Below are 24,961 nucleotides of genomic sequence, written 5' to 3'. Positions count from 1 at the left end.
ATGCTAAATGACACAGCTTTCACACTGGTTGGCGCCGACTTCGTTGTTGTCGTCGGTGAAGGTCCGGACGTAATACAACGACTTGATACCCTTGCGATAAGCGTAGTTGCGCAAAATGCTGAGGTCACGGGTCGTCATCTTATCCGTCCGTCCGTTCTTCCATTCGTATAGGCCGGCGGGAATCGTCGAGCGCATGAACAGCGTCAGGCTCATCCCTTGATCCACGTGCTTTTGCGCAGCGGCATACACGTCGATGACCCGGCGCATGTCGGTGTCGTAAGCGGACTTGTAGTAAGGCATGGTGTCGTTGTCCAGGTAAGGTGCTGGGTAGTAGATCTTCCCAATCGTCTTTTCTTGGCGTTCTTCGATCCGGTTGATGATCGGGTGTAAGCTGGCCGTCGTGTCGTTGATGTAAGAGATCGAACCGTTGGGTGCCACGGCCATCCGGTTTTGGTGGTACAAGCCATCGCGCATGACGTCGGCTTTCAAGGCAACCCAGTCTTCGGGAGCCGGTAGCCAAATGTTGGCAAAGAGGTCTTGAACCTTTTCGCTGCTAGGCCGCCAGTCGGTCTCGGTGTACCGGTCGAAATAAGTGCCGGATGCGTAGGTGCTCTTCTCAAAGTTGTGGAAGGTTTCGTGGCGTTCCTTGGCGATTTGATTGGAAGCCTTGAGCGTCCAGTAGTTCAGCAACATGAAGTAGACACTGGTGAAGGCGATGCTGTCCTTGGAGCCGTACATCATGTGGTTCTTGGCAAAGTAACTGTGCAGACCCATGGCGCCCAATCCAATCGTGTGAGCCAGTCGGTTTCCTTTTTGGATCGAAGGGACCACATCGATATCGGAGTGGTCCGTGACAAAGGTCAGGGCGCGAACCATGGTTTCGACGGAGTGGCCGAAATCAGGTGCTGCCATCAGGTTCACGATGTTTGTGGAGCCGAGGTTACAAGAGATGTCGGTGCCTTTTTGAATGTATTCTTGTTGGTTGTTGACGGTCGATGGCGTTTGAACCTGCATGATTTCAGAGCACAAATTACTCATCACGATACGCCCGTCGATCGGGTTCTCGCGGTTGGCCGTGTCGATGTTGACGATGTACGGATAACCGGATTCTTGTTGGAGCTTGCCGATGTCCGTTTCCAGGTCGCGGGCATTTAGCTTCTTCTTGCGAATATCCGGGTTAGCGACCATGTTGTCGTATTCCTGGGTGATGTCCACGTAGGAGAACGGCTTACCGTAGATGCGTTCGACGTCGTAGGGGCTAAATAAGTACATGTCCGCGTCGGCTGCACACAGCTCGTAAAACTTGTCGGGAACCGTGACCCCGAGCGACAGCGTCTTCAGCCGAATCTTTTCGTCGGCGTTTTCCTTCTTGGCACTCAAAAAGGCCACGATGTCGGGATGGAACACGCTGAGGTAGACCACACCGGCGCCTTGCCGTTGGCCTAATTGGTTGGAGTACGAAAAGCTGTCTTCCAGTAATTTCATGACGGGCACGACGCCAGAAGCAGCGCCCTCAATGTGCTTGATGGGATCACCGGCCCCCCGCAGGTTAGACAGGCTGATACCGACCCCACCACCGATACGGGATAATTGCAGCGCGGAGTTGATGGTCCGGCCAATGGTGTTCATGTCATCGGTCGATTGGATCAGAAAACACGAGACCAGTTCACCACGCCGCGAACGCCCGGCATTCAAGAAGCTAGGTGTTGCAGGTTGGTAACGCTGATGAATGATCTCATCGGCCAGGTCGTGGGCCAACTGTTGGTCGCCATCCGCAAAGTCCAGCGCGTTCATCGCCACGCGGTCAATGAAGTTTTCTAGGTAGTAGTCGTTGTCGTCGGTCTTCAAGGCGTATTGGGCGTAGAATTTGTACGCGGCCATGAAGGATTTAAAATGAAAATTTTGGGCGCGCAGGTAGTCGTAGAGGTCTTCGATGAAGCTCATCGGGTAGGCGTCGATGATATGCTTTTCGACGTAGTTGTGCGCAATCAAGAAGTCAAAGCGTTCCTGTAAGGACGCAAATTTTTTGGTGTTAGGAATCACATTTTCCTTGAGGAAAGCCTGTAAAGCTTCCTGGTCCTTGTTCAACGGAATCTGACCGTTCACGGGGATGTTAATTTCATTGTTCAAATCATAATACGTGACATCGGTTAGGTCTTTCAAACTCATACTAGTCAACTCTTTCTAGGTTAGAATGCGCAAGTATCAAAATAAAAATGGCGCCACCGTGCAAAACACGACATCGCCAAAAACAACTCTGGGCCAACTCAAAAAGAGGCTAACCCGCGATTTGCGTTAATTGGTCCGGCCGGAAACCATAAAAGGCTGGGTGACCGGATGCTTCAACAACGGGAACGGCTTGGAAACCCTTCTCCTTGAGGTATGTCACATATTCAGGATTCTGGTTAATATTACGTTCTTCAAATTCCACGTTGTGTTCGCTCAGAAAACGCTTTGTCATCTTACACTGCATACAATTGTTCTTGGAATAAACAGTTACTTTCATTGTTGCCACTTCCTCATCAATTTCAATATCAATGAGTACAGTTTACACCAGTCAGAGAAAATTACAATCAAAAAAGACACCATATTTGGTAGTTGAAGCATACAATAACTACCAAATATGGTGTCTCAGCGAATAAACTTTTTTTATTGGCCACCGGTGGGTATCTACGGTAAAATAAGAGATAAAGGTGGCGGAGAAATTGACTAATCACTATTATACACAAAATCCAGACGTTTTACACGAGGAACATCATTGGCCGTTTACCCTCTTAGGCAACGAATTGTTGTTTACCACCGACAACGGTGTTTTTTCCAAAAACAGGGTGGACTATGGTTCCCGGGCATTGCTCAATGCATTTAATGCGGACAAGACCCCAGCTGGCCCTTGGTTGGACCTGGGTACCGGGTACGGGCCAATCGGCTTGGCACTGGCTAAGAAATGGCCTGAACGGCAGGTCACGATGGTTGATGTTAACGAGTTGGCACTGAGTCTAGCCCGGCAAAATGCGGTGGCAAACCAGATCGACAATGTCGACATCAAGACATCGGACGTCTATGCCAACGTCACGGAGCGTTACGCGGCTATCGTAACGAATCCGCCGGTACGGGCTGGTAAGCAAGTTGTCACAGCCATGTTGACGGGGGCGAAAGATCATTTGCTTCCTGGCGGCACGTTGACAGTTGTCTTGCAGAAGAAGCAAGGGGCACCGTCGGCGGAAAAGACCATGCAAGCAACGTTTGGGAACTGTACCAACATTAAAAAGGATAAGGGCTATTATATTTTGGAGAGTACGCTTGCCTAACGAACCAGAAAGGAAGGGGTCTGGATGCGAGATCAGCATTATACGGGGCGGCAACGCCACTATATGGAAGAAGCCCTCTTCGAAGCAGACCAGGCGGCCCTGATTGGCGAGGTTCCAATCGGTGCGGTCATCGTCCACGACAATCAAATCGTGGGCCGGGGCCACAACCTGCGGGAACACGGCAACGACGCCACGATGCACGCGGAGGTCCGGGCCATTGAAGAGGCCTGTGGCACCCTGAAAAGCTGGCGGTTGGAAGATTGCCAGCTGTACGTGACGATCGAACCGTGCCTCATGTGTAGTGGGGCCATCATCAACTCACGGATTCCTGAGGTTTTCTACGGCGCGCGCGACCCCAAGGCCGGTGCGGTCGATAGCCTGTACGAAACCCTCACTGACAGCCGGTTGAATCACACGGTCACGGTGCACGAGGGCTTGTTGGCCAAGGACGCGGGTGAGCGCATGGTCCGGTTCTTCCGGGCGGCTCGGGTCCGGCAAAAGGCCCGTAAAAAAGCGCGTCGGGCAGCGGCCCAGGCCGAAAATGAGAAGACGCTAGACAACCAGAAAAAAGCATGATACACTAGTACTTGCCGTTAAGGCCTTGAAGCAAGGGTGGGCTTACGAATCGTGTCAGGTCCGGAAGGAAGCAGCACTAAGTTTGTTTCGCTTTGTGCTTCAAGTTTATGAGATATCAACAACTCCTAGTCGATTGACTGGGAGTTTTTTTATGAGAGTGGGACAGAAGGCGATTAGCTGGCGAGCATTAAGACTGATAAGCGAATAATCCTGGGCTTGGATTGTTTGCTTATCAGTTTTAAGCGGAACCAGCTGCCTTTTGACCCAGGTTTCAGCAATATAAGCTCAGAGATACCAAAGAGTTTGGGCGTTTTGTCCCAAACTTTTTTTATGGCATGCGACTAAGCGTGTGGTAAGGCTAGGTGTTTGCAGCGACACAATCCGAGCTGGCCGCCTGCCGTTCGCCAAATATGGGTCGGAACGTTGTGGGCGCCGGGGCGAGCCGAAGAGCGGTCTCGCCCCTCAACTTGAAGCCGGTAACCCACGTCTCCAAGTTGCCAGTTCCCTAACCAGCCCAACCCGCTGCTAAGGGAACTCCCACGACTGAACCCATATTTGGCGAACTCTCGGCTACAGGGTGACTCTAATCGACAATAGATTTAGCCTTCAGTTCCAGCTGGTTCTAGCATCGAATTTGGACAAACGTACAATCACTGAACAGGTACTTGTTAATTGGAATCGGCCAGTAGACCGCCCCCTGGTCTGAAAGAGGGTTCCATCGTGCTGATGATATATTTACAGATGTGCTATGTAACTGATTAATATGTAGGTGAACGATGGTATACGACAATGATTATGGCAGCATTTAATCAGTCACTGTGTGTCATTCATGATTTTGACCATTTACTATAGAAGAAAGCATCAAACGAACAATTCAGTCATGACACGGCTGGGTTAACGCAATCTCAACTGTGGGCACACTATCATTGCCGGAGGCTGCCAGGGGTGTAGCCAGCTGTGTCGACGGTGTTGGCTGGGGGTTTTTCTCAGCCTACAGCGTGGGGCGACTTGAGAGATTGGCGATTTTTGCCAGGCTTTTAAGCGAACCGGAAGCCCGCTCTTTGGCTGGAGGTGTCCCCCAGAGCAGGCGGAACCCCTGGCAGTCGCAGGCAACGGGTTTGACAAATCCTAGTGAACGGACGATATGAGTTGGCTGATGGATTTCCGTCACGTGTCAGCCGGAGTGGAGCGAAACTAGGCTCAGCCGGGGAATTTGTCAGCGGTCTTTGCTGGCAAATTGGTGACTTTGAGACAGCGACCTACTGGCTCAAAGCAAGCGCCGAGACCGATTTTTGGCTCGGGGCGTCCTTCCCCAGCGTTCCAGCCTAGCTTTCGCGCAACGTAAGGCGGCCAGGCTAACCAATGTTGCTAGTCAACTGGATTAATTTTGCGTAAATCTACTAGTCAATCCGTGACAGCGACCACTGAAAAAGGCTATAATGTTAATCAGCGAATTTAGTTAGAGAACAGACGATTGCGTAGCTGTCAGTCCAGTAGCTACGCCGAAAAGAATTGTGAATGAAAGGAACGGATTGCATGGCTTATCAAGCACTTTACCGGGTTTGGCGGCCCCAACGATTTGAGGATATGATTGGGCAAGAAGTCATTACCCGGACCTTGAAGAACGCCATTACGACGAATCAGATCAGCCACGCCTATCTGTTTGCGGGGCCACGGGGAACCGGGAAGACCTCGGCTGCTAAAATTTTTGCCAAGGCCATCAACTGTCATCACCAACAAGACGGTGAACCCTGCAACGAATGTGACACCTGCAAAGCCATTACGGCCGGCACGTTAAACGACGTCATTGAAATTGATGCCGCGTCGAACAACGGGGTCGAAGAAATTCGGGACATTCGGGACAAGGTCAAGTACGCGCCCACGGTAGCCGACTACAAGGTCTACATCATTGACGAAGTGCACATGCTGTCAACGGGGGCGTTCAACGCCTTACTGAAGACCTTGGAAGAGCCACCGGCTAACGTGATCTTTATCCTGGCCACCACGGAACCCCACAAGATTCCGGCCACGATTATTTCACGGACCCAGCGATTTGATTTCAAACGCATCGTGGCCAACGACAGCTACAACCGGATGATCTACATTTTGGATCAAAAGGGCGTGACCTACGATGACCAAGCCGTGAAGGTGATTGCCAAGGCGGCCGAAGGGGGCATGCGGGATGCGCTGAGTATCCTGGATCAAGCGTTATCCTTTGGTGATAACGAGATCACCCTCGACAACGCGTTGCTGGTGACCGGGAGTGTGACCCACAAGCTGTTGGCCACCTACGTTCAACAGGTATTGGCTGGCGATACCAAGGCCGCGCTAGCAACGCTACAATCGGTGCTCGAAGCCGGCAAGGACGCCGAGCGCTTTACCGAAGATCTGATCAGCTATGCCCGCGACCTTCTGTTATACCAGCAGGCACCACAGCTGGTTGAAGAAGCGGAAATGGGTAGCGTCAGTGAGGACTTTCAGCAATTGGCCAAGCAGACGCCAGCCCAAACGATGTACGCCATGATCAACGAGTTAAACGCCATTCAACAACAGATGCGGTTCACCACGCACCCCGACGTTTACCTGGAAATTCTGACCATTAAGTTGGCTGAAATTGGGCGGCAAAATGGGGCGCCCCAGGCCACGGCAAGCGCGGCACCAACCGCCGCGGCGGCAACGCCTAGTGCACCGGCGGCCAGCTCATCGGCACTGACGGCCTTACAACATGAGGTCGATCAGCTGAAGAGCACGGTCAAGCAGCTGGAACAAACGCCGGTTGCGGCCAAGCCAGCCGCCAAACCGCGGATGACGAAGCAGGCGCCTGCCAAGGAAGTCAATCTGGCGAAGATTTATCCGGTGCTGGGGTCGGCCACGCGTGAGAAGCTTAATCAGCTACAAGAGGTCTGGCCAGATGTGTTGGATAGCCTGTCGATCACGCAACGCGCGGTCATGAAGGTGTCGCAACCGGTCGCCGCGGCTGATTCTGGGGTGATTGTGGCCTTTGATTATGCGTTCTTGTATCAACGGGCAACGTCCGACCATGAATTGACGGATGCTCTGGAAAACGGCTTAGATCGGATGATTGGCACGGCGTTACCCGTCGTGTTCGTGCCGAAGGATGATTGGCCAGTGATCCGGAAGAATTATTTGACAGCCCACAAGGATGAGCTGCAGAATAATAACGCCGGGGGCGCGGAACAACCCGTGAAACCGGCAGCCAATCCGGTCGTTACCAAGGCCGAAGAACTATTTGGCAAAGATGTTGTGGATGTTAAAAACGATTAAAACCTTGAAAGGATGACGAACAATGCGGAACATGGGTAATATGGGAAATATGATGAAACAAATGCGGCAAATGCAAAAGAAGATGGCGGAGGACCAAGCCAATTTGAACGCCCAAACCTTTACGGGCGTTTCACCGGATAGCATGGTCCAAGCAACATTTACTGGGGAACGGAAGATGACCGACTTGACGATCAAGCCAGAAGCCATTGACCCTGACGACCCCGACATGTTGGCTGACTTAGTCTTGGCCGCCGTTAACGACGCACTGGACCAAGTTGAAGCGGCAACGAAGCAATCCTTAGGAAAGTACACGCAAGGCATGAACATTCCGGGGATGTAATTTAGAAAGGACGTTGGGACCATGCAGTATCCAGAACCGATTGCGCAGCTGATCGACAGCTACATGAAGCTGCCAGGCATCGGCCAAAAGTCAGCGACGCGGCTGGCTTTCTTCACGATTGATATGCAAGAAGATGACGTTAAGGCGTTTTCTAAAGCGCTGGTCTCAGCTAAGAAAGACCTGCATTTTTGCTCGATCTGTGGCAATATCACGGAGAGCGACCCGTGCACCATTTGTGCCGACAAGACGCGTGACCAAACGCACGTGTTAGTGGTCGAACAGGCCAAGGACATTATGGTCATGGAAAAGATGAAGGAGTATCACGGCCTGTACCACGTCTTGCATGGGGTGATGTCACCCATTGAGGGCAAGGGGCCGGAAGACCTGAACATCACCAGTCTGATCAATCGGCTACAGAGTAATCCAGCCATCAAGGAAGTCATCATCGCCACCAACGCGACGCCAGAAGGGGAAGCCACGGCGATGTACCTGTCCCGACTGATCAAGCCGGCGGGCATCAAGGTAACACGTCTGGCGCACGGCCTGTCCGTGGGGAGTGACATTGAGTACGCGGATGAGATGACCCTGTTCAAGGCGGTTGAAGGCCGGACAGAAATGTAAGGAGGGGCTTTGCATGTTTGGACGAAAGAAACGACAACTCCCGCGCTTGAAAGCGGCTTACGACGAGCAATTGTTGGTGACCATTGACAATGCCAAAGACCGTTGGGACCACGCCAAGCAAACGGAGGAAGCCATTGCGGACGCCGATAATCAAATGACGGCCAATACGGCGTTGGCGCGCCAAACGTACCTTTTCTTGTACCGCGAAGCACGGCGACGTCAGGTCAAGGGCAAGCACATTTCCGCGGCGGTGTTTCGAGACTAGCTAAATACCAAGGATGGGGCGGACTAGGAGTGTTTTCTGGTGCGCCTTTTGCTTGTGGTGGCTTGGCTGGTAGCCGTGGCGACAAAACTAGCGGGAAACCAGCGATGCAATAGACATCAATTCTGAATTCAAGTACAATATAACTATCAAACAAAAATGGGGTCGAGTATGTTGTCAGGAACGTTTATTAGTTTTGAAGGACCCGACGGCGCCGGGAAAACCAGCGCGTTGCAGGCCATTACCGCGGAAATTGCGCCCGCTTTAGGGGACCGGTTGACGATCACGAGAGAGCCCGGTGGCAATCCGATTTCTGAAAGTATCCGGTCGATCATTTTAGACCGGGCCAATACGGCTATGGATTACCGAACGGAAGCGCTCCTGTATGCGGCAGCGCGCCGGCAGCACTTGGCCCAGACGATTCTCCCCGCGTTAGCAGCGGATAAATTAGTGCTGTGTGACCGTTACGTGGACAGCTCGGTAGCCTATCAAGGTGCCGGCCGAGAGATCGGGGAAGCCGCGGTCGCCCAGATGAATGAATTTGCGACGGACGGCTTACTGCCGGAGCTGACGATTTACTTCGATGTCCCCGCTGAAGTGGGGTTGCGCCGCATTCAGGCGCATCGTGATCCCCAAAAGGTCGACCGGCTCGATGTCGAGCAAACGGCCTTCCACGACCGGGTCCGCGCGGCTTACCTGAAGCTACAGGCCGCTCATCCCGACCGCATCAAGTTGATCGACGCCACGCAGGACCCGGCCACCGTGGTCGCCCAATCGCTGGCGTTGATCAAGCAGACCGCACACGCTTACTTTTAACATCGGCATAAAGGGAGGAACCCAGTATGAAATTATTAATCGCCATTGTTCAGGATAAAGACGCCAATCGCTTGAGTAATCAATTTATCGACCACGACATTCGGGCGACCCGGTTGTCGACGACCGGCGGCTTTTTAAAGTCCGGGAACACGACATTTATGATTGGTCTCGAAGACGAACGGGTCGACGAGGTCTTGAACATGATCAAGGAAGCTAGCCACACGCGGCAACAATTTATGACGCCACCGGTTAACCTGGACGCGCAGTTGGACAGTACGTCTGCTTATCCCGTCGAGGTCCAAGTCGGCGGTGCCACGGTGTTTGTCATGCCAGTAGAGCAGTTTCACCGGTTTTAGGAGGCAGTGATGAGCGAAGAATCCGTGGTGGCCACGGCCCAACGGCTGCAGCCGCAACTCGTGAGCCACTTCATGCAGTTAATTCAATCGAATCATTTGGCTCACGCGTACCTGTTTAACGGCGCGGATGGGACCGGCCGGCAAGAAGTTGCCCGGACCGTGGCCATGCGCTTATTTTGCCAAAACGTGACTGCAGACGGCTTGCCGTGTGGCCAGTGCGCGGAGTGCCGGCGCATCATGGCGGGCGACCACCCGGATGTGGTCAGCGTCGTTCCCGATGGGCAACGTATTAAGGTCGACCAGGTCCGCTATCTCAAGGCGGAATTTACCAAGAGCGCGGTGGAGGGCAATCAAAAGATCTTCATCGTTGATCAAGTCGACCGGATGACGACCGGTGCGGCCAACAGCTTACTGAAATTCATTGAAGAACCCGTAGGTAACACGGTCGCTTTGTTATTGACGGCCAATAAAAATTTGATTTTACCAACGATTTTGTCGCGGACCCAGATTGTTGATTTCATCCGGGTCGCGCCCCAGGCGTTGACGACGGCACTGGCGCAGGCAGGTATCGTGCCCAGTCAGCGCTACTTGCTGACCACCCTGACGGAAAGTGTCAGTGCGGCACAAGAGTTGGTGGCCGATGACTGGTTACAAAATGCACAGACGGCGGTGGGCCAATGGTTCGCGGCTTGCTGCGACCGTGATGAGCGGGCCTTTGTGCGGGTGCAGACTGAACTCGTGCCCCTGGGCAGCAATCGGGACCGCCAAGGCGTGGTCTTAGACATGGTCGTTCAGGTCTGGCACGACGCCTTGCGCCAACAGGCCAATACGGTGGATCCCGCTGATTTGGCCTATCCGCAGGTAGCTCAGGTCAGTCAGCGCGTTGCCCATCAGTTGTCGATCGACCGGCTGGTCAACATCATGACCGAAACGTTGGCGACCCGCGGCCAATTGGCGGGTAACCTGAATTTTCAAGCAATCTTAGAAGCCTTAACGTTACAGATTCTGGCGCAGATGCGCTAAGACTAGTCAGCATTGGAGGGGTGGCAACTTTGGATAAAGAAGAAGTGTATGATCAGTTCAAAAGTCTTGAGGGCCAGCTACAGCAGATGCTTGCCCAATTCTCTGACTTACAAGCGCAGATGACGCAGGTGTTTGAACAAAACGCCGAGCTTGAGATCGAGAATCAACACTTGCGCGAGTTGGTTCGGGAATTACAAAAGACGTTGCCGGAAGACCCGGAGACCCCCCAAGGCCTCTCAAAGTCCCGGCAGATTCTGGAGAAACTCTACGAAGAAGGCTTTCACGTGTGTCGGGAATTTTACGGCACCCGGCGCAAGCAAGATGAAGAGTGTGCCTTTTGCCTGGAAGTTATTTATCGCGATCAGTAGGAGGACACAACTTAATGGAACGAACACGCAGTTTTAAGACCGAGGCACAGGGCCACTTGTATTTGGTCCCCACGCCCATCGGCAACTTAGATGACATGACTTTTCGGGCGGTGAAGACCTTGCAGGACGCCGACTTGATTGCCGCCGAGGACACCCGTAACACGCAGAAATTATTAAACCATTTTGAAATTACTACCAAACAAATTAGCTTTCACGAGCACAACACGCAGGAACGAATCCCCCAGTTAGTGGCCAAGCTACAACAGGGACTAGACATTGCTCAGGTCAGTGATGCGGGGATGCCGTCCATTTCGGATCCCGGCCACGAGTTGGTCAACGCCTGCATCGCTGCACACATTCCGGTCGTGCCGTTACCCGGTGCCAATGCCGGATTGACGGCGTTGATTGCGTCTGGGTTAGCGCCCCAGCCATTTTACTTTTATGGCTTCTTAGACCGGAAGCCCAAAGATCAACGGGCCGAAATCGAAGGCTTGGCGCAACGACCAGAGACCTTGATCTTCTACGAGGCGCCACACCGGCTGAAGAAGACCTTACAGAACCTGGCCACGGGGTTCGGTGATGACCGACCCGCAGTATTGTGCCGGGAACTGACAAAACGCTACGAGGAATTCTTGCGTGGCACGTTGGCGGAGTTGGCCGAATGGGCCGCAACAGATACCGTGCGCGGCGAGTTCGTGGTGTTGGTTGGCGGCAATCCCGCACCCACCACGACGGCGACAACGGCCGTTGACCTCAGCGAACCCGTTGAAGTTCAGGTCGACCGGTTGATTGCGGCGGGTGAGAAACCCAACGCGGCCATCAAGGAAGTCGCTAACCTGCGCGGCGTTAAGAAACAAGCAATTTACAACACGTATCATCATTTAGACAAGGAGTGACCCAGGTGGCTGCCAATGAATTTTCTGAACCACACCGGATCGTCTACTACGAAGCGGATGATACTGGCCATTTAACTCTTGCGATGCTGATCAACCTGTTCGTACTGGTCTCCGAGGACCAGAATGCGGCGCTGGGGTTGACCACTGAATTTGTGCAGTCTCACGGGGTCGGTTGGGTCGTGACCCAATACCACCTGCAACTCACGGCGTTACCCAAGACGGGCGACCAGGTGCAACTCAAGACGCGGGCCACGTCCTATAACAAATACTTCGCGTACCGGGAATACTGGCTCTTTGACGCCGATGGCCAGCAATTGGCCTATGGTGAAGGCATCTGGGTCACGATGAGTTATGCGACGCGCAAGATTGCGACGATTCCGGCCGAGGTCATGGCGCCGTATCAGTCCACCCAGTCGGTGCGGTTACCGCGGTTACCCCGACCGGACCGCGTGACGACGGACTTACCTGCTAAGCCGTACACGGTGCGCTACTTTGATATCGATGGCAACGGCCACGTGAACAATGCCCACTACTTTGACTGGATGTTGGACGTGCTCCCCGCGGACTTCTTGCGGACGCACCAACCGGCCGACGTGCGGATTCGGTTCGAAAACGAAGTAACCTATGGCGAACCAGTGACGAGTGGGTATCAATTACCCGCTGAAACGTTGACCTCACAACATTTAGTCCAACGTGACGACGTGATTGCAGCCAAGGCCACCATTCAGTGGCAGGCGCGTTAAGTGATTTTGTAACAGATTAAGCAGGTCAGGTGTCGCCACGAGTCTTTTGTGGTAGTATAGTAAACTGATAAAGGCAGTAAACGGCCACGATGACCGAAGCTGCCAGTACGGTCATCAGTTGACGCCGAGTCCAATCTGGTGACGTAAAGTGAAGGGGAACGCAAGCAAATATGAAGATTTTAGCAATTGATACATCGAATCGACCGTTGAGCGTGGCCGTCTTAGATGACGACACGGTTCTCGCGGCCATTACGGTCACCGTCCACCAAAAGCACGCGGAATACCTCTTACCCGAGATTGAACGGTTGCTCGCGATGGCCGACCTCAAACCCACTGATTTAGACCGCGTTGTCGTGGCAGCCGGCCCCGGCTCATACACGGGAATTCGGATCGCCGTGACAACGGCCAAGACCCTTGCGGCCACATTGGACATTGATCTCGTGGCGGTATCGAGCCTTGAAACGTTAGCGGCCAACGTCCCTGTCGAAGGCGCCCTGGTGGCACCGTTGTTTGATGCCCGCAACCAAAACGTTTTTGCGGGACTGTACCGGATTGCCGGTGGCGTGCCAACGCCCGTGATTGCGGATGCGCATACCAACATTACGGATTTTCTAAAAGCCGTCACCGAGTACGCCGAACCAGTTTGGTTCCTAGGGGATGCCAGTCACTTTACGGACCTGATCAACACGACCGTTTCGGCCGCCACGCCACGCATCAGTTCCTGGCTGAACCTGCCACAAGTCGCAACAATCGGGTTGCTGGGGCAACAGTTAGACCCTGTCGCTGACGTGGACCGGTTCGTGCCAAATTATTTACGTCTGACCCAAGCCGAGGCCGAATGGCAGGCTAAGAACCCAAATAAGAAGGATACCGAATCATATGTTGAAAAAATTTAAAGTCTGGTATAAAAATATCTTTGGCAGCCGCCGAGAACTGGTGCGCGAGGAGGCCATGGACGTGAAGAACCACCGGGTCGATATCCGGGAGGTCACGTACTTCGTCGCCAAAGCGCTCTTTACCGATATCCCGGAAATGATCGAGATCGAACGGGCGGTCTATGCCGGCAAGGCGCCGTGGGATTCGACGGCCTTTGCCAACGAACTGCGCCGTGAAAAGGACCGGCTGTACCTGGTTATTCGTAAGGAAGACAAGTTGTTAGCTTTTATCGGCAGCACCTTCGACGAACGGACCCGTGACGCCCACATCACCAATATTGCGGTGTTGCCGGACTATCAAAACCGTGGTCTGGGCCGGTTCCTGTTAGAAACCATGATCAAAAAGGCCCGTAAGTTGAATTACAAGTCAGTTAGTCTAGAGGTCCGGGTATCCAATCAAAACGCCCAGAAGCTCTACCGCGACTTGGACTTTGAACAGACGGGCATCAAGCGGGGTTACTACTTCGGTGACCACGAAGACGCAGCGGACATGACGCTGTATTTAGCTGACGAATCAGCTGCGGATGACGAGTAGGCGCTTCGCCGCTCGTTTTTTTAATGACACCAACTGCAGCTGGTAGAGATAGACAACACGAGTCGTACTGGCCGCCTACCGTTCGCTAGATATGAGTCGGAACGCTGTGGGCGGACGGGCCGAGCCAAAGTGCGGTCTCGACCCTCAGCTTGGAGCCGGTGAATCGCGTCTCCAAGCTGCCAGTTTTCTAACCAGCAAGGAACGTTGCTGGTTAGAAAACTCCCACGGCTGAACTCATATCTAGCGAACTCTCGGCTACGGTAGTGGTTGGTAGCAGCAGTTGGTGGTCAGTTCACCGGTTGTCTCCTAGTGATACCAGCATCCTGGTTTGCTGATTAATGATCAGAACTGATCAGTCCCGCCGGAGACAGCCAGGGGTGTAGCCAGCTGTGTCGACCCAGTTAGCTGGCGTCTTTTGCCAGGTTACTGGGTGGGACGACTTCAGAGACTCGCGGATTTTGCGAGGCTTTGAAGCGAACCGGAAGCCCGTTCCTCAGGCTGGAGGCGTTCCCCATAGCAGGCGGAACCCCTGGCTGGCGGAGGCAAATGGTATGTACAATTTCAAGTTATCGTGAATTTTAGAGGGAGTGAGTCCAACGGAAAAGCGAAATTTAATCTTAGCGTTTGAGTCGAGTTGTGACGAAACGAGTGTGGCGGTTATTGAAGACGGCCATAAGATCTTGTCCAACATCGTGGCCACGCAGATCAAGAGTCACCAACGGTTTGGTGGGGTCGTACCCGAAGTTGCCAGCCGTCATCACATCGAAGAGGTCACGCTGTGCATCAAGGATGCCTTGGATGAGGCACAGGTGACTTACGACGACCTAGACGCCGTGGCGGTTACCTATGGTCCTGGTCTGGTCGGCGCCTTGTTGATCGGCGTGACGGCCGCCAAGACGGTGGCCTTTGCCCACAACCTGCCACTGATTCCGGTCAACCACATGGCCGGGCACATCTATGCGGCCCGCTACGTGGAACCCATTGAATTTCCAGCGATGGCCTTGCTGGTATCTGGGGGCCACACGGAGCTGGTGTACATGCCCGCCGAAAATGAATTTGAAATCATCGGTGAGACCCGTGACGATGCTGCTGGGGAAGCTTACGACAAGGTCGGGCGGGTCATGGGGGTCAACTATCCTGCCGGTAAGACCGTCGACGAATGGGCGCACCAGGGACACGATACGTTTAACTTCCCGCGGGCAATGGAGAAGGACGATAACTTCGACTTTAGCTTTAGCGGCTTGAAGAGTGCCTTCATCAACACGACCCATCACGCGGACCAAATCGGTGAGACCCTAAACAAGCAGGACCTGGCTGCCAGTTTCCAACAAGCGGTCGTTGATGTCTTAGCTGAAAAGACGCAACGGGCCCTGGCAGATTACCCGGTTCATCAACTGATCTTGGCTGGTGGGGTGGCCGCTAACCATGGTCTGCGCGAACGTTTGGAACGTGATTTGGCAAGTAATCCGGTTACCCACTTGGTCAAGGCACCGCTGAACCTGTGCGGGGATAACGCCGCCATGATCGGTGCCTTCGCCTACGTGGCCTACCAACACGGCGTCTTTGCGGATGCCACGTTGAACGCTGATCCCAGTTTGGAATTCGACTGGGTTGCCGATCCCGTGAAGTAAAAGCAGTCAAACGAAACAGTATTTTTAGACCGGTCGGCAGTGACTTATTTGCCACCGGTCTTTTGCTGTATACTGACCCCAAAAGGAGTGAGCTTTATGGGTAGACTAGAGAACAAGGTTGCCGTTGTTACAGGTGGCTCGTCAGGCATTGGTCTGGCAACCGTGCAAAAATTCGTCGCTGAGGGAGCCGTGGCGATTTCGGCCGATGTTAGTGCACCGGATGACACCAGCGTGGCCTTCATCAAAACGGATGTGACGGACGAACAGTCGCTGCAGGGCATGGTGGAGCAGGTCGTCAGCCAGTACGGTCATTTGGACATCCTGGTCGCTAACGCCGGCGTTGCTGAGAAGAAGGCCGGCGTCGCGGACATCGACGTGGCCAACTGGAATCAGGTCATCGCCATTGATTTGACGGGGGTCATGTTGACCAACAAGGTTGCTGTTGCCCAGATGGTCAAGCAAGGGAGCGGTAGCGTCATCAACATGAGCTCGATTCTGGGGGTCGTGGGCGCGGCTAAATCGCAAGCCTACTCGGCAGCCAAGGCCGGCGTAGCCAACTACACCAAGTCGCAAGCCGTCACCTATGCGGCGCAGGGGATCCGCTTCAATGCGGTCGCTCCGGGCTACGTGGCAACCCCGCTTTTGAAAACGCTACCACCAGAAGTGACCGGGCCCATGGTCAGCAAGATGCCAATTGGTCGTTTAGCCCAACCGGCGGAAATTGCTAACGTCATTGCCTTTATCGCTAGCGATGAGGCATCCTTTGTCACCGGGGCCACGATCAACGTCGACGGTGGCTACACGGCCCTTTAGTCGAGTAAAAATATGCATGAAAAAGGCGCTCACTTTAACAGCTGAATCGTGCTGCTAGAGCGGGCGTCTTTGCGTCGCTTTGTGTGGTGATTAATCCGCGAAATCTTCCAGGGCCAGGCTCTTTTCGGTCCAGTCCTCCTCGGTCGCGGCCAGTTCATCGGTGACTGACGTGAGCTGCTCCTGCAGGTCGGCCAGCTTTTCGGCATCGTTGAAGTTCTCGGGAGAACTCATGGCCGTCTCGACCGTCGTCTTCTGCGTTTCCAACTCGCCCAGCTTGTTTTCTAGGGCATCGACCTGACGACTCAGTTTCCGTTTGGCCTTGGCCTGTTCCTTTTGCTGTTGATAGTCGACCTGGGTCTGCTTGGGTGCGTCAACGGTCGGGTGAGCGGCTTCAGCTTCGGCGGCTTCCTTGGCGGCGTAGGCGTCTTGCTCGGCTTTCTTTTCTACATAATAATCGTAGTTCCCCAGGTAGCGGGTCGTCCCGGTTGGCGCCAGCTCCACGACTTGTGTGGCCACTTGGTTGATGAAGTACCGGTCATGGGAAACGAACAAAATCGTGCCATCGAACTCGTTGAGCGCGTTTTCCAAGACTTCCCGGCTGTCGATGTCCAAGTGGTTGGTTGGTTCGTCCAGCATTAAGAAGTTGTCATGGCGTAGCGCTAATTTAGTCAGCAACAGGCGGGCCCGTTCACCCCCGCTGAGGCTGTGGACGGTCTTGTCGACATCACTACCGGTAAAGAGAAAGCTGCCCAGAATCGAGCGAATATCGCCCTCGGGAGTTGTCGGATGGTCGTCCCACAGTTCGTGGAGCACCGTTTTCTTCTCGTGCAGCGTGGCTTGGTCCTGATCGTAGTAGCCGGTGTCAACGCCGGTACCGAAGATGATCTGGCCTTGAATAGCAGGAATCCGCCCGAGAATCGTCTTCAATAGGGTGGACTTACCAATGCCGTTGGGGCCGACGATGGCCACAGCCTGGTGTTTTTTGATGTCCAGGTTGACCGGTGCGCAGAGTATCTGATCGTCATAGCCAACCGCCCCGTTGACCACGTCCAAGACCACGTTACCGCTTTGTCGGTGGGGTTTGAAGGTGAAACGGGCGACCTTTTCATCGCCTTCAGGCTTGGCCATGCGGTCCATCTTTTCCAATTGTTTCCGCCGAGCCTGGGCCCGTTTGGTGGTCGAGGCCCGCACGATATTTTTATTCACGAAGTCTTCGAGCTTACTGATCTCGGTCTGCTGCTTGTCGTATTCCTTCCATTCCCGCTTGAGCCGCTCAGCCTTGGCATCGATGTAGTGTGAATAGTTGCCAGGATAATGGTCCAGCCCGCCGTGTGCCATGTCATAGACGTCGTTGACCACGTGATCCAGGAAGTACCGGTCATGGGAAACGACTAAAATGGCGCCGGAGTAACCTTGCAGATAGCCTTCCAACCAGGTGAGTGTTTCGACGTCCAAGTGGTTGGTCGGTTCGTCCAAAATCAAGAGGTCGGGCTTTTCCAGCAACAGCTTGGCTAAGGCCAGTTGGGTCCGTTGCCCACCGGAAAGCTCGTTGATGGGCTTGTCGTAGTATTCTTCGCCAAATTCAAATCCGTGGAGCACACCCCGAATTTCGGCTTGGTAGCCGTAGCCGTTGTGGTCGCTAAAGTCTTGTTGGAGCTGGTCGTAAGTCGCGCTGACCTGTTGGAACTGTTCGGCATCGGCAATGACGGCCGGGTCGCTCATCTGCTGTTCCAACTCATGGATCCGTTTTTCTGTGGCGCGAACCTCGGCAAAGACGTCAAGCATTTCGTTCCAGACGGTCTTCGATGAGGCGAGTCCGGCATTTTGGGCTTGGTAGCCCATGGTCAATCCCCGTTTTGTGGTAATCTGGCCGACGTCCGGGGTGGTTTCGCCAGCAATCATTTTAAGTAAAGTGGATTTCCCAGCACCGTTGCGGCCAACCAGTGCCACGCGGCCATGCTCGGGGACGTCCATGGTGACATTTTCAAATAAGACGGTCGCCCCGAAACGCCGGGTAACCTGTTGGACTTGTAAAAGAATCACGGTATGACCTCCTTGATGGGGTTAAAGTTATTTTTAAGGTATATTTCAGCGGGCAATGGTAAGTCACTGTCCGTTCTGAAAGTCTTGGGTTTGTGCGGCAGTTTGGCCGAAACCTCAGTATGTCTATTTTAGCATATTCTGCAATTAGACCGAAATTCCTAAATAATTGTGAAAAATACTTGCAATTTCTTTCACAAGGCAGGCGGTTATGCTATAATTTGTAAGAAAGTAAATTTCACAATCAGGTTATCATCTAGAGAAATGGTTATTGCCGGTTTGGCAGTGATCAGCAAGATTGATTAGGAGGTCTCGTTTTTGACAGAACAAAAGATTCCCCGCGCCACAGCGAAGCGGCTCCCCATTTACTACCGCTACTTAAACATCCTGTTGGACGCGGATAAGACGCGTGTTTCCTCGACTGAATTATCTGAGGCAGTTAAAGTTGACTCTGCCACCATTCGCCGAGACTTTTCATACTTCGGTGCCCTGGGTAAGCGGGGGTACGGCTACGACGTTGAAAGTTTAATTAAGTTCTTTAAGAAAATTCTGAACCAAGATCGGCTGACCAACGTGGCCTTGATCGGGGTTGGGAATTTGGGCCATGCCCTGTTGAACTTCAACTTCCACCAAGACGGCAACGTCCGTATCAGTGCGGCCTTTGACGTGAACGCAGACATTGCCAACACGATTCAAAGCGGCGTGCCGATTTATCCAATGACGGAGTTGCGGACACAGTTGGAAGAACAACAGATTCAAGTGGCCATCTTAACGGTCCCATCTGACGTGGCCCAATCCGTCACGGACGATGCCGTTGCCGGCGGGGTGAAGGGAATTTTGAACTTCACACCATTACGGGTCACCGTTCCTAAGGATGTCCGGGTCCAAAACGTGGACTTGACCAACGAATTACAAACGTTGATCTACTTCTTGGAACACTACAACAGCAAAGAATAGAACGGGGTCGTAATCTTTTGGGGGATTACGACTTTTTGTTTACGCTTTGTGAAGCCATCGCCGGAAAAATTGCCAATCTATCGGCAAAAAGCCCTTCACAAAATAGCCTTGTGATTGTGCAATTATAGACAACGGCCTGAATTAATTGGGGGATTACGGAAGAACTGAAAAATAACAAGATAAAACTAGTTATTTGCAGACACACGGTCCGGGCTGGCCGCCTACCGTCCACCAAATATGGGTCGGAACGCGGTGGGCGGACGGGTCGAGCCAAAGGTCGGTCTCGACACCTCGCCTTTGAGCCGAAAGACCGCGTCTCAAAGACGCCAGTTACCTAAGCGGCATGAAAAGTCATGCCGTTTAGGTAACTCCCACGGCTGAACCCATATTTGGTGGACTCTCGGCGACACGGATGATTAACTACTAATGGTGTTAACCCTTAGTAACGAAAGCCCATAGTCGTCTCTAATTGATATCGGAGTCGTTGACAAGCCCTAACCCGCCGGAGTCAGCCAGCAATGGAGCCAGCTGTGTCGACCCAGTTAGCTGGTGTTTCTTACCAGGTTACTGGGTGGGACGACTTGAGAGACTGGTGAACTTTGCCAGGCTTTCAAGCGAACCGGAAGACCGTTTCTCAGGCTGGAGGTGTTCCCCAGAGCAGGCGGAATTGCTGGCTGACGGAGGCATTCTGGTTTCGCCAACGTTATTAGAAAAATCATACAATGAAGGATTTCGCTTAGAGCCACAAGGGCTAGGCGAACTGGGCCGTTAGCACTCGGCAAATTGTTTGCCAAATTCCTTGATTTTTAGCGCGAAAAACCATATATTAGATATTGTTATTAGCACTTATGTTAGTCAAGTGCTAACAGTGCTAAAAAGTAAGTTTATTGGAGGGATTCAAGTGTTAAAACCATTAGGAGACCGCGTCATTTTGGATCAACCACAAGAAGAAGAAACTACGGTTGGCGGCATTGTTTTAGCAAGTAATGCGCAGGAAAAGCCTTCAACGGCCAATGTTGTTGCTGTGAGTGATGGCCGTGTGTTAGACAATGGCGATAAGGTAGCCCCAGCTGTTAAGGTTGGCGACAAGGTATTGTTCGACAAGTACGCCGGTACAGAAGTTAAGTATGACGGCAAGACTTACCTTGTTTTACACGAAAAGGATTTAGTCGCTGTCGTTGACTAATTGCTTTCCCACTGATACGAGAGACTATTTAAAAAATTTAGTATGAGGTGAATGTAGAAAATGGCTAAAGAATTAAAGTTCTCTGAAGATGCACGCAGCAAGATGCTGGCTGGTGTTGACAAGTTAGCTGATACGGTCAAGACGACCTTAGGGCCTAAGGGTCGTAACGTTGTTTTGGAACAAAGCTATGGCAACCCAACCATCACGAATGATGGGGTTACGATTGCCAAGGCCATCGAGCTCGATGACCATTTCGAAAACATGGGTGCCAAGTTGGTTTCCGAAGTTGCTTCCAAGACCAACGACATCGCTGGTGATGGGACCACGACCGCAACGGTTCTGACCCAAGCCATCGTTAACGAAGGTATGAAGAACGTTACTGCCGGTGCCAACCCTGTTGGTATCCGTCGCGGGATCGAAAAGGCGACTGACGCCGCTGTTGATGCCTTACACAAGATGTCGATTGACGTCAAGACGAAGGACGATATCGCCCAAATCGCTTCCATTTCATCCGCTAGCAAGGAAACTGGTAAGTTAATTGCTGACGCCATGGAAAAGGTTGGTAACGACGGGGTCATCACGATTGAAGAATCCCGTGGGGTTGATACCAGCTTGGACGTTGTTGAAGGGATGCAATTCGATCGTGGGTACATGTCTCAATACATGGTTACCGACAACGATAAGATGGAAGCTAACCTCGACAACCCATACATCTTGATCACTGACAAGAAGATCGGTAACATCCAAGACATCTTGCCATTGCTGCAATCCGTTGTTGAACAAAGCCGTTCCCTGTTGATCATCGCTGATGACATCACCGGTGAAGCCTTACCTACCTTGGTCTTGAACAAGATGCGTGGGACCTTCAACGTGGTTGCTGTTAAGGCGCCTGGCTTTGGTGACCGTCGTAAGGCCCAATTGGCTGACATTGCTACCTTAACTGGTGGGACTGTGATTACCGATGACTTAGGCCTGAACTTGAAGGACACGACCATTGATCAATTAGGTCAAGCCCAAAAGGTCAACGTGACGAAGGATGACACCACCATCGTTGAAGGTGCTGGTGCTAAGGACCAAATCGCTGCTCGGGTTGCTGAAATCAAGGGTCAGATCGACGAAACGACTTCTGACTTTGATCGTGACAAGCTGAAGGAACGTTTGGCTAAGTTAGCCGGTGGGGTTGCCGTCGTTCGTGTCGGTGCCGCTACGGAAACTGAACTGAAGGAACGTAAATACCGGATTGAAGATGCCTTGAACGCGACCCGTGCGGCCGTTGAAGAAGGCTTCGTTGCTGGTGGTGGGACTGCCTTGATCAACGTCATTGGTGACGTTGCCAAGGTTGACGCTGAAGGCGATGAACAAACTGGTGTTAACATCGTGCTCCGTGCTTTGGAAGAACCAGTTCGTCAAATCGCACAAAACGCCGGTGTTGAAGGCTCTGTTGTGGTTGAACACTTGAAGAGCGAAAAGCCAGGTGTTGGTTACAACGCTGCAGACGACAAGTACGAAGACATGGTTAAGGCTGGTATCACCGACCCAACCAAGGTTACCCGTTCTGCTCTGCAAAACGCTGCTTCTGTTTCTGCTTTACTGTTGACGACGGAAGCCGTTGTCGCTGAAAAGCCAGAAGACAACCCAGCACCTGCAGCCCCAGCTGCTAACCCAGGTATGGGCGGCATGATGTAAGCTGCATCCAATTAAAAATGATTGACGAGAAGTCTGGACTTTCGGGTTCAGGCTTCTTTTTTTGATTATCGGCTAAAGATTGCAAGTTGGAATGCAGTCGGATTTATGGTGACACTAGGGTTTACAGGGACAAAATTAGTCTTTGAATGTCATGTGATTGGTGCTGGTCGCCTTACCGTTCGCCAAATTTGGACCGTGACGCTGTGGGAAGGACCGGTCGAAGCCAAAAGTCGGTCTTCAACCTCGCTTCTAGCCGATTTTCGTTATTCAGCCTCTTTAATTGACAGTAAAAGTTCCACTTTAGCTTGAAAGTGTGGTGACTTAGCGTTAGAATCAGGCATTGTCGCTGAAACAGGGAGAACCAGACTTCGACGGCGAGGCGGCCAGTATCGGCTATGTAACTGCCAAAGACTGGCTTAGAACCCACGCAAGAGGGTAGCAACAAAATTTAGCAAAAAGAAAGTCTTTATTTCTGTCAGACTTTGCCGGATAATGGATAAGTTCGCTAAGCAATTCTACGGTTGCTAACTGCTGGAATTGTGGTAATGTGGAGCTAGTTGTAGTAGACTTGCTGCACGTTGAGCTTTGACAGAAACAAGCTATTATTTAACGGGCCTAGTCCCGTTTTCATTATTTCTGGAGATAAGGAGTAAATAGTCATGTGGCGTTATTTAAAGCGGGTTTTAATTGGGAAACCCCTCAAGACCATGGACGAGGGCGGTCAGGCGCTAACCAAGTTTAAAGCATTAGCCTTACTATCGTCTGATGCGTTATCCTCCGTGGCTTATGGTACTGAGCAAATTACGACAGTCCTGATTACCTTATCAGCAGCCGCCTTGATGTATCAAATGTGGGCAGCGGCTTTGGTCTTAGTTCTGTTATTTGCGATCACGCTTTCATACCAGCAAATCATTCACGCCTATCCTTCTGGGGGTGGCGCGTACGTGGTTGCCAGCACCAACTGGGGCCAGTCGGCCGGGTTAGTAGCGGGTGGCTCCTTGCTGGTTGATTATATGCTGACCGTGGCGGTTTCAACGACTTCCGGGACCGAGGCGATTACCTCGGCGATTCCGGCGCTGTATCCGTACTCTGTATTGGTGTCGGTTTTGATCGTCATTGGCATTATGTTGCTAAATTTACGGGGGATGCGCGAATCTGCAGCCTTTCTGACGGTGCCCGTCTACCTCTTCATTGTCATGATTATCTTGATGGTGGGGGTTGGGCTCTACAACATCATGAGCGGGAACATTACCTACCATGCCTCAGCATCGCTAGGAGAACCCGTTAAGGGCATGACCCTGTTGCTGTTCTTCCGGGCATTCTCATCCGGGTCATCTTCACTGACCGGGGTTGAAGCCATCAGTAATGCGGTGCCAAACTTCAAGGAACCGAAGCGACACAACGCGGCGGCTACCTTGGCCATCATGGCCTGCATCTTGGCTGTCTTCTTTGCCGGCATCACCTACCTGAGTTACTACATGGGGATTCGGCCACAAAGTAGCCAAACCGTCCTGTCTCAAATCGGGGTCGGCGTATTTGGTCACGGTGTGCTCTACTATTTGTTACAACTATCAACGGCCTTGATTTTAGCCGTAGCTGCCAACACCGGGTTCTCGGCCTTTCCAATTTTGGCCTACAACTTGGCTAAGGATAAATTCTTACCGCACGCGTACCTGGACCGGGGCGACCGGCTGGGGTATTCCAACGGGATCATTTCCTTAGCGGTCGGGGCTATCGTGCTGATCTTCATCTTCCACGGGCAAACGACCTTACTGATTCCGCTGTATGCGGTCGGGGTCTTCGTACCATTTACGCTGTCACAATCCGGGATGATCATTCATTGGTTCCGGGTACGTGAGGGCTGGTGGATCGGCAAGTCATTGATCAACTTACTGGGAGCCGTGATGTCACTGGTCCTGGTGGTTTCACTGATGCTGCTACGCTTCCCGAATGTTTGGCCTTACCTGATCATCATGCCACTGATTCTGTTGCTGTTCTACCGCATCAACGGCCATTACCACAACGTTGCGAAGCAATTGCGGGTCGCGGAAAAAGAACGGGCCGACATCCACGAGTACGATGGGGCGACGGTCATTGTGCTAGTCAGCAACATTACCCGCGTGACATCTGGGGCGATCAACTACGCCCGGTCGATTGGGGATTACGTCATCGCAATGCACGTGTCCTTCGATGAGAATCCGGAGAAGGAGCACAAGACGGCGCAGGAATTCAAAGAAGAGTTCCCGGACATTCGGTTCGTGGATATCCACTCGTCTTACCGGTCTATCGCCACGCCAACGTTGCGGTTCTGTGATGTCATTGCCAAACGGGCGGCGGAACGTAACTTTACGACGACCGTGCTGGTCCCACAGTTCGTGCCACGACACCCCTGGCAAAACGTCTTGCATAACCAAACGGCGTTGCGCTTACGGACGATTTTAAATTCACGGGAAAACATTATTGTTTCTACGTATAACTATCATTTGAAGAAATAAATTAAACAGGGCGGCTTTCCTTTGATGGAGAGCCGCCTTTTTAGGTCTTAAAGGGGCTGCCAGTGCAAAAGCAGCTGACAGCACCTAAT

The 24,961-nt window shown here is 52.6% G+C and carries 23 protein-coding genes and 1 other RNA gene; 21 read left to right on the top strand and 3 right to left on the bottom strand.

Translation table 11 applies throughout. The features are described 5' to 3' along the window. Positions 1 to 3: 3 nt before the first annotated feature. Both nrdE and nrdH read right to left on the bottom strand, forming a co-directional pair. Positions 4 to 2,169, bottom strand: a complete 2,166-nt coding sequence (gene nrdE, locus NGM66_RS03070) for a class 1b ribonucleoside-diphosphate reductase subunit alpha (RefSeq protein WP_208910567.1) — start codon at positions 2,167 to 2,169, stop codon at positions 4 to 6. A gap of 109 nt (positions 2,170 to 2,278) precedes the next feature. Next, positions 2,279 to 2,506 (bottom strand): glutaredoxin-like protein NrdH, encoded by a 228-nt coding sequence (nrdH, locus tag NGM66_RS03065; protein ID WP_208910566.1) that lies wholly within the window; start codon positions 2,504 to 2,506, stop codon positions 2,279 to 2,281. Between the two features lie 199 nt (positions 2,507 to 2,705). Between nrdH and NGM66_RS03060 the strand changes: the two genes are divergently transcribed. From NGM66_RS03060 to NGM66_RS02980, 17 genes are all read left to right on the top strand, one after another. Then, complete coding sequence (locus NGM66_RS03060; RefSeq protein ID WP_208910565.1) at positions 2,706 to 3,308, top strand: class I SAM-dependent methyltransferase; 603 nt, start codon at positions 2,706 to 2,708, stop codon at positions 3,306 to 3,308. Positions 3,309 to 3,332: 24 nt separating this feature from the next. Continuing rightward, a complete protein-coding gene (gene tadA, locus NGM66_RS03055) occupies positions 3,333 to 3,884 on the top strand; it encodes a tRNA adenosine(34) deaminase TadA (RefSeq protein WP_208910564.1) in 552 nt (183 codons plus the stop codon). Positions 3,885 to 3,906: 22 nt separating this feature from the next. Then, positions 3,907 to 3,993, top strand: an RNA gene (ffs, locus tag NGM66_RS03050) — signal recognition particle sRNA small type. Positions 3,994 to 5,420: 1,427 nt separating this feature from the next. Further along, positions 5,421 to 7,169 carry a DNA polymerase III subunit gamma/tau gene (gene dnaX, locus NGM66_RS03045; protein ID WP_208910563.1) on the top strand — a complete coding sequence of 583 codons (1,749 nt, stop codon included), beginning with the start codon at positions 5,421 to 5,423 and terminating at the stop codon, positions 7,167 to 7,169. Between the two features lie 22 nt (positions 7,170 to 7,191). Then, positions 7,192 to 7,509 carry a YbaB/EbfC family nucleoid-associated protein gene (locus tag NGM66_RS03040; RefSeq protein WP_208910561.1) on the top strand — a complete coding sequence of 106 codons (318 nt, stop codon included), beginning with the start codon at positions 7,192 to 7,194 and terminating at the stop codon, positions 7,507 to 7,509. A 21-nt stretch (positions 7,510 to 7,530) separates the two neighbouring features. Next, positions 7,531 to 8,130 (top strand): recombination mediator RecR, encoded by a 600-nt coding sequence (gene recR, locus NGM66_RS03035; protein WP_125575630.1) that lies wholly within the window; start codon positions 7,531 to 7,533, stop codon positions 8,128 to 8,130. A gap of 13 nt (positions 8,131 to 8,143) precedes the next feature. Then, on the top strand, positions 8,144 to 8,395 hold the full coding sequence (locus NGM66_RS03030) for a YaaL family protein (protein ID WP_208910560.1): 252 nt from the start codon (positions 8,144 to 8,146) through the stop codon (positions 8,393 to 8,395). Positions 8,396 to 8,563: 168 nt separating this feature from the next. Next, on the top strand, positions 8,564 to 9,208 hold the full coding sequence (gene tmk, locus NGM66_RS03025) for a dTMP kinase (protein ID WP_125575632.1): 645 nt from the start codon (positions 8,564 to 8,566) through the stop codon (positions 9,206 to 9,208). A gap of 26 nt (positions 9,209 to 9,234) precedes the next feature. Continuing rightward, a complete protein-coding gene (gene darA, locus NGM66_RS03020; protein ID WP_208910559.1) occupies positions 9,235 to 9,564 on the top strand; it encodes a cyclic di-AMP receptor DarA in 330 nt (109 codons plus the stop codon). A 9-nt stretch (positions 9,565 to 9,573) separates the two neighbouring features. Beyond that, positions 9,574 to 10,587, top strand: a complete 1,014-nt coding sequence (gene holB, locus NGM66_RS03015; RefSeq protein WP_208910558.1) for a DNA polymerase III subunit delta' — start codon at positions 9,574 to 9,576, stop codon at positions 10,585 to 10,587. 29 nt (positions 10,588 to 10,616) lie between these two features. After that, positions 10,617 to 10,955, top strand: coding sequence for a DNA replication initiation control protein YabA (locus tag NGM66_RS03010; protein WP_208910557.1), 339 nt, complete (start codon positions 10,617 to 10,619; stop codon positions 10,953 to 10,955). Positions 10,956 to 10,969: 14 nt separating this feature from the next. Continuing rightward, the gene (rsmI, locus tag NGM66_RS03005) at positions 10,970 to 11,851 is read left to right on the top strand and encodes a 16S rRNA (cytidine(1402)-2'-O)-methyltransferase (RefSeq protein ID WP_208910556.1); all 882 of its coding nucleotides are present in this window, start codon (positions 10,970 to 10,972) and stop codon (positions 11,849 to 11,851) included. A gap of 5 nt (positions 11,852 to 11,856) precedes the next feature. After that, a complete protein-coding gene (locus NGM66_RS03000; RefSeq protein WP_208910554.1) occupies positions 11,857 to 12,594 on the top strand; it encodes an acyl-[acyl-carrier-protein] thioesterase in 738 nt (245 codons plus the stop codon). Positions 12,595 to 12,764: 170 nt separating this feature from the next. Continuing rightward, positions 12,765 to 13,490 carry a tRNA (adenosine(37)-N6)-threonylcarbamoyltransferase complex dimerization subunit type 1 TsaB gene (gene tsaB, locus NGM66_RS02995; protein WP_258115373.1) on the top strand — a complete coding sequence of 242 codons (726 nt, stop codon included), beginning with the start codon at positions 12,765 to 12,767 and terminating at the stop codon, positions 13,488 to 13,490. Beyond that, positions 13,474 to 14,064 (top strand): ribosomal protein S18-alanine N-acetyltransferase, encoded by a 591-nt coding sequence (rimI, locus tag NGM66_RS02990; RefSeq protein ID WP_208910549.1) that lies wholly within the window; start codon positions 13,474 to 13,476, stop codon positions 14,062 to 14,064. Before tsaB ends, rimI begins: the two co-directional genes overlap by 17 nt. 587 nt (positions 14,065 to 14,651) lie before the next feature. Next, on the top strand, positions 14,652 to 15,695 hold the full coding sequence (gene tsaD, locus NGM66_RS02985) for a tRNA (adenosine(37)-N6)-threonylcarbamoyltransferase complex transferase subunit TsaD (protein ID WP_208910546.1): 1,044 nt from the start codon (positions 14,652 to 14,654) through the stop codon (positions 15,693 to 15,695). Positions 15,696 to 15,791: 96 nt separating this feature from the next. Continuing rightward, positions 15,792 to 16,508, top strand: a complete 717-nt coding sequence (locus tag NGM66_RS02980) for an SDR family NAD(P)-dependent oxidoreductase (RefSeq protein ID WP_208910542.1) — start codon at positions 15,792 to 15,794, stop codon at positions 16,506 to 16,508. Between the two features lie 90 nt (positions 16,509 to 16,598). On the opposite strand, the gene NGM66_RS02975 is transcribed toward NGM66_RS02980, so the two are convergent. Further along, positions 16,599 to 18,551, bottom strand: a complete 1,953-nt coding sequence (locus NGM66_RS02975; RefSeq protein ID WP_258115372.1) for an ABC-F family ATP-binding cassette domain-containing protein — start codon at positions 18,549 to 18,551, stop codon at positions 16,599 to 16,601. A gap of 315 nt (positions 18,552 to 18,866) precedes the next feature. Between NGM66_RS02975 and NGM66_RS02970 the strand changes: the two genes are divergently transcribed. The 4 genes from NGM66_RS02970 (at position 18,867) to kimA (ending at position 24,872) form a co-directional block, all read left to right on the top strand. After that, positions 18,867 to 19,505 (top strand): redox-sensing transcriptional repressor Rex, encoded by a 639-nt coding sequence (locus NGM66_RS02970; RefSeq protein ID WP_125575649.1) that lies wholly within the window; start codon positions 18,867 to 18,869, stop codon positions 19,503 to 19,505. Positions 19,506 to 20,406: 901 nt separating this feature from the next. Beyond that, a complete protein-coding gene (gene groES / locus NGM66_RS02965; protein WP_208910532.1) occupies positions 20,407 to 20,691 on the top strand; it encodes a co-chaperone GroES in 285 nt (94 codons plus the stop codon). A 60-nt stretch (positions 20,692 to 20,751) separates the two neighbouring features. After that, a complete protein-coding gene (gene groL / locus NGM66_RS02960) occupies positions 20,752 to 22,377 on the top strand; it encodes a chaperonin GroEL (RefSeq protein WP_208910531.1) in 1,626 nt (541 codons plus the stop codon). A 659-nt stretch (positions 22,378 to 23,036) separates the two neighbouring features. After that, positions 23,037 to 24,872 carry a potassium transporter KimA gene (gene kimA / locus NGM66_RS02955; RefSeq protein WP_208910530.1) on the top strand — a complete coding sequence of 612 codons (1,836 nt, stop codon included), beginning with the start codon at positions 23,037 to 23,039 and terminating at the stop codon, positions 24,870 to 24,872. Positions 24,873 to 24,961: the final 89 nt, after the last annotated feature.

The sequence above is a fragment of the Levilactobacillus yiduensis genome (genome assembly GCF_024718525.1).
GTDB classification, from domain to species: domain Bacteria; phylum Bacillota; class Bacilli; order Lactobacillales; family Lactobacillaceae; genus Levilactobacillus; species Levilactobacillus yiduensis.
This window is presented reverse-complemented; position numbering and strand designations above follow the sequence as displayed.

What these genes read in the sequence shown, in the direction of transcription:
- rimI (WP_208910549.1), top strand. Translation starts at nt 13,474, where the DNA reads ATGTTGAAAAAATTTAAAGTCTGGTATAAAAATATCTTTGGCAGCCGC.
- darA (WP_208910559.1), top strand. Translation starts at nt 9,235, where the DNA reads ATGAAATTATTAATCGCCATTGTTCAGGATAAAGACGCCAATCGCTTG.
- NGM66_RS03030 (WP_208910560.1), top strand. Translation starts at nt 8,144, where the DNA reads ATGTTTGGACGAAAGAAACGACAACTCCCGCGCTTGAAAGCGGCTTAC.
- holB (WP_208910558.1), top strand. Translation starts at nt 9,574, where the DNA reads ATGAGCGAAGAATCCGTGGTGGCCACGGCCCAACGGCTGCAGCCGCAA.
- tadA (WP_208910564.1), top strand. Translation starts at nt 3,333, where the DNA reads ATGCGAGATCAGCATTATACGGGGCGGCAACGCCACTATATGGAAGAA.
- recR (WP_125575630.1), top strand. Translation starts at nt 7,531, where the DNA reads ATGCAGTATCCAGAACCGATTGCGCAGCTGATCGACAGCTACATGAAG.
- kimA (WP_208910530.1), top strand. Translation starts at nt 23,037, where the DNA reads ATGTGGCGTTATTTAAAGCGGGTTTTAATTGGGAAACCCCTCAAGACC.
- dnaX (WP_208910563.1), top strand. Translation starts at nt 5,421, where the DNA reads ATGGCTTATCAAGCACTTTACCGGGTTTGGCGGCCCCAACGATTTGAG.
- rsmI (WP_208910556.1), top strand. Translation starts at nt 10,970, where the DNA reads ATGGAACGAACACGCAGTTTTAAGACCGAGGCACAGGGCCACTTGTAT.
- nrdE (WP_208910567.1), bottom strand. Translation starts at nt 2,169, where the DNA reads ATGAGTTTGAAAGACCTAACCGATGTCACGTATTATGATTTGAACAAT.
- NGM66_RS02980 (WP_208910542.1), top strand. Translation starts at nt 15,792, where the DNA reads ATGGGTAGACTAGAGAACAAGGTTGCCGTTGTTACAGGTGGCTCGTCA.
- tsaB (WP_258115373.1), top strand. Translation starts at nt 12,765, where the DNA reads ATGAAGATTTTAGCAATTGATACATCGAATCGACCGTTGAGCGTGGCC.
- NGM66_RS03040 (WP_208910561.1), top strand. Translation starts at nt 7,192, where the DNA reads ATGCGGAACATGGGTAATATGGGAAATATGATGAAACAAATGCGGCAA.
- groL (WP_208910531.1), top strand. Translation starts at nt 20,752, where the DNA reads ATGGCTAAAGAATTAAAGTTCTCTGAAGATGCACGCAGCAAGATGCTG.
- nrdH (WP_208910566.1), bottom strand. Translation starts at nt 2,506, where the DNA reads ATGAAAGTAACTGTTTATTCCAAGAACAATTGTATGCAGTGTAAGATG.
- tmk (WP_125575632.1), top strand. Translation starts at nt 8,564, where the DNA reads ATGTTGTCAGGAACGTTTATTAGTTTTGAAGGACCCGACGGCGCCGGG.